We start from the raw sequence: 11231 nt of genomic DNA on the forward strand, positions 1-11231 counted from the left end.
AGCGTGCGCTGGTGCATCTGCTCGCCAACGGCGATGCCGCCGAAAAGCCGGCCGCGTGAAGCGCCGCGATGCCTTGATCGCGCCAGCTTCGCGCGTATCTGATCAGGCGTCCCATCCGGGCGCCGGTGTCCCCCTCGCAGGAACCGATCGCGACCGCGGTCGGTTCTGGTTCCGCAACGCCACCTCGGCGGCCGTCATCCGCCCCTTCACATGAGTTCGCCCATGCGCAAAGTCGTCGTTCGCTCCCTTGCTGTCCTCGGCATCGTCGCGGTTCCCGTAGTCTCCGCGCTCGCCCTGCAGCGCGAGCAGACCGCGCCCGCCGACCTCGACCTGATCGGCGGCGTGATCCAACTGGTGCAGCGCGCCTACGTCCATCCGATCGCCTCGGACGAACTGACCAAGGATGCGCTCAAGGGCATGCTGAACCGGCTCGATCCGCACTCGGACTACATGGACGAGAAGGAATTCAAGGACATGCAGACCGACATGTCGGGCCAGTTCGGCGGCCTCGGCATGCAGATCTCGGCCCAGGGCGGAATTCCGCGGGTGGTGTCGCCGATCGACGGCACCCCGGCGGCGCGCGCCAAGCTGGAGCCGGGCGACCTGATCATCAAGGTCGGCACCGCCAGCACCCAGGGCATGAGCCTGCGCAGCGTCGTCGACATGCTGCGCGGCACGCCCGGCACCAAGGTCACCATCACCATCCTGCGCGGCAAGGAAGACCCGTTCGACGTCACCCTGACCCGCGAGATCATCAAGGTCGCCTCGGTGAAGTCTGAGATGAAGCCGGACGGTGTCGGCTACATTCGCATCAGCCAGTTCGGCCAGGACACCGCCGAGGGCTTCACCGCCGCGCTCGCCAAGCTGAAGGGCGACGCCAAGGACGGCGGCCTCAAGGGGCTGGTGATCGACCTGCGCAACGATCCGGGCGGGCTGCTCAACGCGGCGGTTTCGGTCGCCGGCGATCTACTCAATGGCGGCACCGTGGTGTCGATCCGCGGCCGTCAGTCCGACGATCAGCGGGTGTTCTCGGCGCCGTCGCGCGGCGACAAGCTGCCGGGCGTGCCGGTGGTGGTGCTGATCAACGGCGCCTCGGCGTCGGCCTCGGAGATCGTCGCCGGTGCGCTGCAGGACCGCAAGCGCGCCACCGTGATGGGCACCACCAGCTTCGGCAAGGGCTCGGTGCAGACCGTGATTCCGATCAAGGGTCACGGCGCGGTGCGGCTGACCACGGCGCTGTACTACACACCGGCCGGCCGCTCGATCCAGGACGAGGGCATCGTGCCGGACGTGATCCAGGAAGCGCCGAAGGATCAGCAGATCAGCGGCGGCCCGTTGATCCGCGAAAGCGCGCTGCACGGCGCGATCGCCAATCCGGGCAAGCTCGGCAAGTCTGACGACGCCGCCAATCCGGCGCCGAAGCCCGGCGAGCCCGCCGACGACAAGATCAAGGCCGCGACTTCGGCGCCGATCAAGGCCGACCTGATCGGCAAGCCCGAAGACGCCCAGCTCAACGCCGCGCTAGCGCTGGTGTTGAAGAAGGACGGGGCGCCGAAGTAGCCACCGGCGCGCAAGCGCAGCGGTCCGCCTGATACGCACGTGATGCCCGGCCTTGCGCCGGGCATCGACGTTTTGATCTGACTTTACTCTTCAAGACGTGGATGTCCGCGACATGCGCGCGGTATGGCGACTTAAATTCAAGCCCGCTCTCACGACAACAATGGTCACCGCGGCCGGGCGCGGTCGATGATCGCGGCGAAGTTCACACCCTTGGGTAGCGCGCCGTAGTGATGCGCACCGCGCTGCGCCAGACGTGAGGCGCAGTACGCTTCGGCGACCTCCTCCGGCGCGTGACGGATCAGCACGCTGGCCTGCAGCCCGACCGCGAGGCGGTCGACCAGATCGCGGGCGCGCTCTTCGAAGTCCGACGCATCGCGCATGTCGTCCTTCAGCGCCGCGACATGGCGATCGAACGCGACGTCGGCGCCCTTGGCCTGCTCGACCTCGGCGAAATAAGCCTGCAGCGTCTCCGGCGTCCGGGTCATCGCCCGCAGTACGTCGAGGCACTGCACGTTGCCCGAGCCCTCCCAGATCGCGTTCACCGGGCTCTCGCGGAAGTGGCGCGGCATCGGCCCGTCCTCCATCACGCCGGAGCCGCCGATGCATTCCATCGCCTCGGCGGTGACGCCCGGCGTGCGCTTGCAGATCCAGTATTTGCCGATCGCCGACCCGATCCTAATCAGATGCGCCTCGTGCTCATCGGTACGATGATCGAGCGCGCGGGCAATCCGCATCGTCAGCGCCAGCGCCGCCTCGGTCTCGAGCGCCAGGTCGGCCAGCACGTTCTGCATGATCGGCTGGTCGATCAGCAGCCGGCCGAACGCCTTGCGCTGCCGGCAATGATCGATCGCCTGCGACAGCGCCGCCCGCATGATCGCCGACGAACCGATCATGCAGTCGAATCTGGTCATCGCCACCATCTCGATGATGGTGGCGACGCCGCGACCTTCGGGGCCGATCATCCAGCCGAGCGCGCCGCGCAGCTCGGTCTCGCTGGAGGCGTTTGAGGCATTGCCCATCTTCTTTTTCAGCCGCAGCACCTGCAGCGGGTTCTTGGTGCCGTCCGGCTTCCAGCGCGGCACCAGGAAGCACGACAGCCCGCCCGGCGCCTGCGCCAGCACCAGGAAGGCGTCGCACATCGGCGCCGACACGAAGAATTTGTGGCCGACCAGTTCGTATTCGCCGCCCGGCCCGCCGGCGCCGATCGGGATCGCCCGGGTGGTGTTGGCGCGGACGTCCGAGCCGCCCTGCTTCTCGGTCATCGCCATGCCGATGGTGATGCCCTGCTTCTGCTCGGCCGGCACGTTGCGCGCGTCGTAGCTGCGCGCCAGGATCTTCGGCAGCCATTGCTTGGCGACATCGGGCTGCAGGCTGATGCACGGCACCGCCGCGAACGTCATGCTGATCGGGCAGCCGTGGCCGGCCTCGATCTGGCTGTGCAGATAGAACCGCGCCGCGCGGGCGACATGCGCGCCCTTGCGCGGATCGGTCCAGGGCGAGGCGTGCAGCCCATTCTCGATCGACGTCTGCATCAAGCGGTGATAGGCGGGGTGGAAGCGCACCAGGTCGATGCGGCGGCCGTAGCGATCGTGAGTATCGAATTCCGGCAGATGCCGGTTGGCGAGCGCGCCGAGCTCGAGATAGTCGGCGGCGCCGATCCGGGCGCCGAAATCGGCGATGTCGTTGGCGGCCCATTCGGCGCCCTCGCGCGTCACCGCTTCGACCAATGGCCGGTCAGCGCTGAACAAATTGTAGTCGGCGAGTTCGACCGGCTGGTTGATCACCTCGTGGGTGACGGCACCGTAGGCGTCGGCGATGGCGGCGTTGAGCATGTCAGGTCTCCCGGAAGCGGCGCCTCTGGCGCTTGCGATGGTTCGGCAGGCATCATAGGCAGACCGCCGCGAGCGGGTGTTCGGATTGGGCCTGGATGGCGAAGCGCGCGGAAACTCCAGAAAAATCAAGGCGCAGGCCGGTGCAGTCGCGCTCGCACGAGACCTCGCGGGCGATCCGCGATGCGTTTGTTCGGCTTCTCGACGAAAAGCCGTTCAGTGCCGTGACGATCCGCGAGATCGTGCTGGTGGCCGGGGTCGGGCTCGGCACCTTCTACGAATATTTCTCCAGCAAGGACGAGCTGGCGCGCGCCTGCGTGCATCTGCGCACCAAGGACCTGCTGCTGGCGCTGCGCCGCCGCCGCACAGCGCTCGGCAGCTACGACCTCGCCACCGGCGTGACCGCTGCGATCACCGCCCAGGCCGAGATCTACGCGCAGGCGCCGCGCGAATGGACGCAGCATTTCATGCTGGAGCGGCACAAAAGCGAGCGCAGCCACTATCTCGGCGCCTACGATGCGTTCCTGAACGAATGGGAGGCGCTGCTCGAAGGCGCCACCGACTGGCCGGCCGGGCGCTCCGCCGCCGAAGCTGCGCTGCCGGTGTTCACCCTCGTGTACGGAATGTTCGCTCACGCTTTGATCCGTGGCATGCCGGCCTCCGGTTTTGCGGTGTACCCCAACGAGCTGGTGCGGGCGGCGCTCGGCTGTCTGGCGGCGATGGTGCCGCCAGAAGCAAGCGCCGGCGCGATGGAACCCGGCGGCCGTCGCCGCGCTTGAGATCGAGCGGGTTCCGCCGCTGCGAATGGGGGACGAGAGTGGCCGAGATCTGGACGCGTAAATCGCTGAGCAGCCTGCAACTCGATGCGGGGCTGGGGGACGTCGCCGGCGGCGAGGGACGCCACCTGAAGCGGTCGCTGTCGGCGGTCAATCTGGTGGCGCTCGGGGTCGGCGGCATCATCGGAGCCGGCATCTTCGTGCTCACCGGCCACGCCGCCGCCGCCAATGCCGGGCCGGCGGTGTCGCTGTCGTTCCTGCTCGGAGCGATCGCCTGCGCGTTCGCCGGGCTGTGCTACGCCGAGATGGCCTCGACCGTGCCGGTGTCGGGCAGCGCCTACACCTATGCGTATGCGACGATCGGCGAGCTGGTGGCCTGGATCATCGGCTGGGACCTGATCCTGGAATACGCGGTCGGCGCCATCACGGTGGCGATCGGCTGGTCCGGTTACTTCGTCAGCCTGCTCGGCAATTTCGGCATCCATCTACCGTCGCAATTCACCACGGCGCCGCTGGCCTACGACGCTGCGACCCGCGCCTGGTCGACCACCGGCGCGTTCCTCAATCTGCCGGCGATGGCGATCGTCGTCGCGATCTCGACGCTGCTGCTGATCGGCATTCAGGAATCGGCCCGTTTCAACAACGTCATCGTCGGCATCAAGCTGACAGTGATCGCGCTGTTCCTGATTTTCGCCGCCCCGATGGTGACTCCCGCCAATTGGGTGACGACCGCCAATCCGGCCGGCGCCTTCGTCCCGCCGGCGCAGGAGACCGGCATCTTCGGCTGGTCGGGCGTGCTGCGCGGCGCCGCGGTGGTGTTTTTCGCCTTCATCGGCTTCGACGCGGTCTCGACCGCCGCCCAGGAGGCCAAGAACCCGCAGCGGGACATGCCGGTCGGCATCCTCGGCTCGCTCGCGATCTGCACCGTGCTGTACGTCGCGGTGGCCTTCGTGCTGACCGGCATCGTCCCCTACGACCGGCTCAACGTCCCCGATCCGATCGCGGTCGGGATCGACGCCGCCGGGATCGGCTGGCTGTCCTCGATCGTCAAGATCGGCGTCGTCACCGGACTGACCTCGGTGATCCTGGTCTTGATGCTCGGCCAGACCCGTGTGCTGCGCGCGATGGCGCATGACGGTCTGATGCCGAAGGGCGCCGCCGCCACGCATCCGCGCTTCCGCACCCCTTACGTCGCCACCATCGCCACCGGCCTCGTGGTCTGCTGCCTCGCCGGCGTGCTGCCGATCGGGCTGGTCGGCGAACTGGTCAGCATCGGCACGCTGTTCGCGTTCGCGGTGGTGTGCATCGGCGTGCTGGCACTGCGGATCAAGCATCCGGAGCAGCACCGCCCGTTCAAGGCGCCGGCGATCTGGCTGGTGGCGCCGGCCGGCGCGATCGTGTCGTTCATCCTGATGCTCGGACTACCGCTCGATACCTGGATCCGGCTGGCGGTGTGGCTGGCGATCGGACTTTCGATCTACTTCCTGTACGGCCGTCATCACAGCAAGCCCGCGGCGCGCTAAGCTCAGCGGACCACGGCCAGGAGGGCATCCGATGAGTACGAGCCCCGACCACAAACGCACCGCGCTGGTCACCGGCGCCAATTCCGGCCTCGGCAAGGCGGTCGCACAGGCGCTCGCGGCCGATGGCCTCCGCGTCGGCCTGGTGGCGCGCGACCGCACCCGCGGCGAAGCGGCGGTCGCAGAAATTCGTGCCGCCACCGGCAATCAAGACCTGCACCTGTTCGTCGCCGACCTCGCCGATCAGGTCTCGGTCCGCGCGCTGGCGCAGGCGGTGCACGACCGTTTCGACCGGCTGCATCTGCTCATCAACAACGCCGGCACCGCGTTCGCCGAGCGGCGGCTGAGCCCGCAGGGCATCGAGCGCGCCTTCGCGATCAATCACCTCGGCCCGTTCCTGCTCACCAATCTGTTGCTCGACCTGCTCAAGGCCAGCGCCCCGGCACGGATCGTCAATGTCGGCACCAGGATCGACGCGGCGATCGACTTCGACGACCTCAATTGGGACAAGCGCCCCTACGGCATGATGAAGGGCTACGCGCAGTCCAAGCTCGGCAATCTGCACTTCACCTTCGAACTGGCGCGCCGGCTGCAAGGCAGCGGCGTTACCGTGAACTGCGTCTTCCCCGGCGTGTTCAAGTCCAATCTCGGCGGCACCGACGGCGCCCAGGGTCTGTTCTGGAAATTGCTTGCCAAGCTCGGCGGCTGGGCGATCCCGAAACCGGAAACCGCCGCCCAGCGCGTGCTGTATCTTGCCAATGCCCCGGAGCTGGAAGGCGTCAGCGGCGCGTACTTCGCCAACCGCAAGACGATTCCCGCACCGGCCCAGGCGCGCGATGCGGCAGCGAACCGGCGGCTCTGGGAGGTTAGTGAGACGATGACGGGGCTGAGTGGATAGAACAGGAAACGCAACTAATAGCCGATCGACATCTCACGCCGTCATGCCCGCGCTCGTCGCGGGCATCCACGTCTGGTTGATCATCTGCATCAAAGAGCGCTGCCGGCTGTCTTCATCCGTTCGGCAATTGCAGCCGGCTCGAGCAGATGCAGCGGGGTGTCGTCCGAGATCGACAGGGCTGCGGCAACGCCGGCGGCGTGGCCGTATTCGAAGCACTGAGCAGTCACGCGCGCCGAGGCGAGAGCTTCGTGTTCGGCCGACAGGCAGCGGCCCGCAACGACGATGTTTTCGCCGGCCGCAGGGACGAGCGCTCCAAACGGGACATCGTAGTAGTCGTCCAGCAGCCAGTGCAGCTTCGGCTTGTCGCCGGCGTGCAGCTCGATCGGCCAGGGGGAGCGGCAGATCGAATCCGGCCGTTTGGTCCCCGCGACGACGTCCTCGTTCGTCAACGTCTGAAGACCCTCGATGGAGCGGGTCTGCCGAACGCCGCACTCCACGCCGGTATCGATGACGAAGCTGCGTTCACACCCCTCCACGTGAGCCGCCAGAAACCTTGCGTATTCCCGAACCTGGCGGCGCCCATCGATCTCGGCGACGGTCCAGTCCTCCGGATTGATGACGTTGAGCATCGAGCCGTCACGCCCCGACAGCCGGGTCGCGTTGACCAGCAGTTCGCCGGGCTGCGTGGTCGGAAAGATCCAGATCTTCTTCCGGGGAAGATCGTAGTTCCTTCGATCGGCCGCTGTGAGCGCCTCCACGATCTCCGGCGGAGAGATGGTGTCTTCGCCCCAATGTGCGACGAAACGGTCGACGTCGACGCCGCCGAGGCGGAAGAACATTGTCGGGTTCTGAATGCGGCCCTGATCGCCGAACCGCCACGGGTGACCGGCGCGGGCCACGACAGCGGCATCTCCGGATGCATCGATCGTGCGTTTGGCAAGGATCACCGAGCGGCCGGCATTGGACTCGATCACCACGCCGAGATGGCGATTGCCGTCCATGATCACCGCGACCACGACAGTGTGGAACAGCACCCTGACGCCCGAGACGGTCAGCAGGGAATCGGCAGTCTCGCGCCATTTGAGAGGATCATGGGTGACGACGAACGTCTTGCCGTACTTCTGCGGCGGGGTGACGCCGCCGCGTCTGGCAAGCTCGGATCTGAATCGTTCGGAAAACCCGAAGACGACCTGCTTCGGCTTGCTCTGTTCGCTAGCCAGAAACAGACCGCAGATCGTCCCCGATAGTCCTGCGACGGCGGCACCGCCGCAAAATCCGTAGCGCTCGACCAAGATGGTCGAGCAATTGGACTCTGCCGCAGCCGTGGCCGCAGCTACGCCGGATGCGCCGCCGCCGACGACGAGAACATCGACCTCCGCAAGGCACGGAAGCGAGCTGGCCTCATCAAGGGAGATCCGGTGCCGGATTTCCCAAGCCGGAATGTTGACGCATGTGGAGTCCATCAAAATAACCTCGCTTATGACTAGCGGCTCGGGGGCGCGGCTGCGGCTGCGCTATCAGCGACGGCTTCGATCGCCGAGCACGGCTCCCTTCGAGAGCGGCTGGACGAGCTGGGCGTATTGCGCAAGCCAGCCATATTCGGCCGGCAGCGTCCGCGGTTTCCATTCAGCTAGTCTGGTCGCGAGTTCCTTTTCGGTGATCATGAGCTCGATAGTTTCGGCCGTCAGGTCGATCGCGATACGGTCGCCGTCAGCCACCACGGCGAGCGGGCCACCTTCGGCAGCCTCCGGCATGATCTGGCCAACAGTGATGCCGGAGTTGAGACCCGACAACTCACCGTCGGTCAGAACCGCGACGCCGCTCGACAGGCCGGCGCCGACCAGAGCCGCCATGAACGAGCAGGCGAACACCGTGCCCGGGCCGCCCTTTGGGCCCATGTGCCGGAGGATGATGGCCTGTCCCTTTTGAATTGAGCCGTCGCTGAGGCCAGCGATCGCCTTGTCCTCGTCTTCGAAAACCTTCGCCACGCCCTCGAACCGGCGGACGGAGGTCGGAACTGCGGACAGCTTCACCACCGCGCCGTCCGGCGCGAGATTGCCGCGAATGATGATGAGGCCGGGCTCGTTGCGGAACGGGTTCGACAGCGGCCGGATCACGCGTTCGTCCGGCGCGGGCGCCTCGGCGAGATTTTCTCCGAGGGTCTTTCCGGTGACCGTCATCGTGGAGAGATCGAGTTTGCTGGCGAGCTGCTTCATCGCGCCTCGCACGCCACCTGCAGCGTCCAGCATCTCGATCCGATGCGGACCGTTGGGACGCACTTGCGTGATTTGAACCGCGTCCTTCGACAGAGCCTCGTATTCTGCCACGACGTCCATTTCGATGCGGCTTTCGATGGCGATCGCCGTCAGATGCCGCACCGTGTTGACGGACAGCCCCAGCGCTTGCGCGATACGAATTCCGTTCTGGATCGACGCCTTGGTCAGGATCTGCCGCGGCCTCAGGTCTTGCTGAATGAGCCGCACGATGGCCTGGCCGACCTGCACCGCGTAGTCGGACAGCCGCTCGCCTCCAGCGCGGATCGGCGCGTTGCCGGGCAGTGCCATGCCGAGTGCCTCTGCGAGGCAGTGCATGGAATTGGCGGTTGCGAGACCGGCGCAAACGCCTGGTCCCTTGATTGCGGCGCAGGACATGTCGGTCAGATCCTGCAAGCTGATCTGGCCCGATTTGTAGGTGCCGACTCCGTTGTAGAGGTCTTCGATATCGACGTCTTTGCCGCCGCAATGGCCGCCGAGCTGATATCCGCAGGCCAGGACGATCGACGGGATGTTCAAGCGACCAGCGGCCATCAACTGGCCGGGCGTGGTCTTGTCGCAGGAGGCGAGCAGAACCATGCCGTCCAATTCCGCGCCTTCGACCTGGACCTCGACGTCGTTCACAAGGAGATCGCGAGACGGCATCAGATAGCGCGCCTTGCGGCCTGCGGAGGTGACGAAATCAGACGGGGCAACGGTGCGGATTTCGAATGGGAGCCCGCCGGCGTCGCGGATCGCCTGTTGCACCTTCCGAGAGATCTCGTCCAAGTGCTGGTAACAGACCGAGAGCCCGCTGGATGAATTGACCACCGCGATCTTGGGCTTGTGGAAATCCTCCTCCTTGATGCCCATCGCCAGCCATTGCGCGCGACGCACGGCCCACCGGGTCGAACCCGGCTCGAAGTTGCTTCTGAGTTCGTTCATCGGCCAATCTCCAAAGATGCGGGAGCAATGAGCGTTCCGGCTCGGCGCCGCAACGCTCATTGAGTTATCCGAGTTTCTTGCTGACGGTTTCCGGCCCAAGCTTCAGGCCGATCAAAGTGATGATGCCGAGCACCCACATGTAGGCGACGATCGGCCACCAATGATGGGCCCATGCGGCAAGCGCCGTGGCGATGAAGGGTGCGACGCCGCCGGCGAGCAGCGAGCCGAGCTCTCGGGAGAAGGCGAAGCCTGAGAGCCGGAACTGGGTATCGAACAGTTCGGCGTACCACGACGCCTGCGGTGCGAGCATCGCCGGATACGCAATGCCGAGGCCGATGCCAAACCCCAGGATGATGGCGGCGGTGGCGCCGGTGTCGAGCAGCAGGAAGAACGGCACCAGCCACGCCATCGAAAGCAGCGTACCCGCAATATACACGGTCTTGCGGCCAATCCGGTCGGACAACACGCCGAAGAACGGGATGGTGGCGACCTGGACCATCGATGCGATGATGACGGCCCACAGCGCGGTCGAGCGTGGCTGCCCGAGCGTCGTGATCACATAGGAGACGCAGAACACCGGATAGAGATAGGCAAAGCCGTTCTCTCCCATCCGGGTCAGAAGCACGATGACGAAGCTGCGCGGGTTGCGTTTGATCGAGGTGAACAGGCCGATCTTCTCGGTCTTCGCCTGCTCGACGGCACGTTCATAGACCGGCGGCTCCTCGACGCCGCGGCGAATGAAGTAGCCGACCAGCACGCACACGCCGCCGAACAGGAAGGGAATGCGCCAACCCCACTGCAGGAACTGGTCTTCGGGCATCGAGGCAATGACGGAGAAGAACACGGCGTTGGCGAGCAAGGTTGCCAGCGCAAAGCCCATCGGAGCCCAGGCGCCTGCAGCGCCGCGCTTGCCCTCCTGAGCGTGTTCGACGGACAGCACCACCGCGCCGGCGTACTCACCGCCTGCGCCGAATCCCTGCAGCAGGCGTAATCCGACAAGCAGGATCGGCGCCCAGATTCCAATTTGCGCGTAGGACGGCAGACAGCCGAGCAGGAACGTGGCCGCGCCCATGATCACGAGCGTGAGCACGAGCACGCGCTTTCTGCCGTATCGGTCGCCGAGGTAGCCGAGATACAGGCCGCCCAAGGGGCGGGCGAGAAAGCCGACCGCGTAGGTCGCAAACACGGCGAGCGTTCCGACGTAGGGATCTGTCGAGGGAAAGAAGACCTTATTCAGGACGACGGCTGCGGCCGTGCCGTAGATGATGAAGTCGTACCACTCCAGCATCGTGCCGATCAGAGCGGCCCACGCCGCTCGGCGGGATTTCTGGTTTCCGCCGACCGCGCGCTGGTCCTGTAAAACCTCAGCCATGGATGTTTCCCCGTTTTCAACGAATTATAGCCTCATCGACCATTGATATATCGATGATATATGCTGATATATTATAGGT

The 11231-nt window shown here is 65.9% G+C and carries 8 protein-coding genes; 4 read left to right on the forward strand and 4 right to left on the reverse strand.

Annotation, left to right across the window (positions count from 1 at the left end; translation table 11 throughout):
• Nucleotides 1–222: 222 nt before the first annotated feature.
• Nucleotides 223–1560, forward strand: coding sequence for a S41 family peptidase (locus tag DY468_RS23445; RefSeq protein WP_164607871.1), 1338 nt, complete (start codon nt 223–225; stop codon nt 1558–1560).
• Between the two features lie 164 nt (nt 1561–1724).
• Here DY468_RS23445 and DY468_RS23450 read toward each other — a convergent pair whose 3' ends face one another.
• Nucleotides 1725–3392: an isovaleryl-CoA dehydrogenase gene (locus tag DY468_RS23450; RefSeq protein WP_164607873.1), complete on the reverse strand. Its 1668-nt coding sequence runs from the start codon at nt 3390–3392 to the stop codon at nt 1725–1727.
• Between the two features lie 140 nt (nt 3393–3532).
• Between DY468_RS23450 and DY468_RS23455 the strand changes: the two genes are divergently transcribed.
• Genes DY468_RS23455 through DY468_RS23465 form a run of 3 tightly spaced genes read left to right on the forward strand, consistent with a single transcriptional unit; the run spans nt 3533 to nt 6583 of the window.
• The gene (locus DY468_RS23455) at nt 3533–4168 is read left to right on the forward strand and encodes a TetR/AcrR family transcriptional regulator (protein WP_349644328.1); all 636 of its coding nucleotides are present in this window, start codon (nt 3533–3535) and stop codon (nt 4166–4168) included.
• 38 nt (nt 4169–4206) lie between these two features.
• Nucleotides 4207–5688 (forward strand): amino acid permease, encoded by a 1482-nt coding sequence (locus DY468_RS23460; protein ID WP_164607877.1) that lies wholly within the window; start codon nt 4207–4209, stop codon nt 5686–5688.
• A gap of 31 nt (nt 5689–5719) precedes the next feature.
• The gene (locus DY468_RS23465; RefSeq protein ID WP_164607879.1) at nt 5720–6583 is read left to right on the forward strand and encodes an SDR family NAD(P)-dependent oxidoreductase; all 864 of its coding nucleotides are present in this window, start codon (nt 5720–5722) and stop codon (nt 6581–6583) included.
• 89 nt (nt 6584–6672) lie between these two features.
• Here the strand turns inward: DY468_RS23465 and DY468_RS23470 are convergent, their stop codons facing one another.
• The 3 genes from DY468_RS23470 to DY468_RS23480 form a co-directional block, all read right to left on the reverse strand.
• A complete protein-coding gene (locus tag DY468_RS23470; protein WP_164607880.1) occupies nt 6673–8046 on the reverse strand; it encodes an FAD-dependent oxidoreductase in 1374 nt (457 codons plus the stop codon).
• A 54-nt stretch (nt 8047–8100) separates the two neighbouring features.
• Nucleotides 8101–9780: a dihydroxy-acid dehydratase gene (ilvD, locus tag DY468_RS23475; RefSeq protein WP_164607882.1), complete on the reverse strand. Its 1680-nt coding sequence runs from the start codon at nt 9778–9780 to the stop codon at nt 8101–8103.
• A 64-nt stretch (nt 9781–9844) separates the two neighbouring features.
• Nucleotides 9845–11152 (reverse strand): MFS transporter, encoded by a 1308-nt coding sequence (locus DY468_RS23480; protein WP_164607884.1) that lies wholly within the window; start codon nt 11150–11152, stop codon nt 9845–9847.
• Between the last annotated feature and the right edge of the window lie 79 nt (nt 11153–11231).

Origin of the sequence: Rhodopseudomonas sp. BR0M22 (genome assembly GCF_010907035.1) — a bacterium.
Classification (GTDB): Bacteria; Pseudomonadota; Alphaproteobacteria; order Rhizobiales; family Xanthobacteraceae; genus Rhodopseudomonas.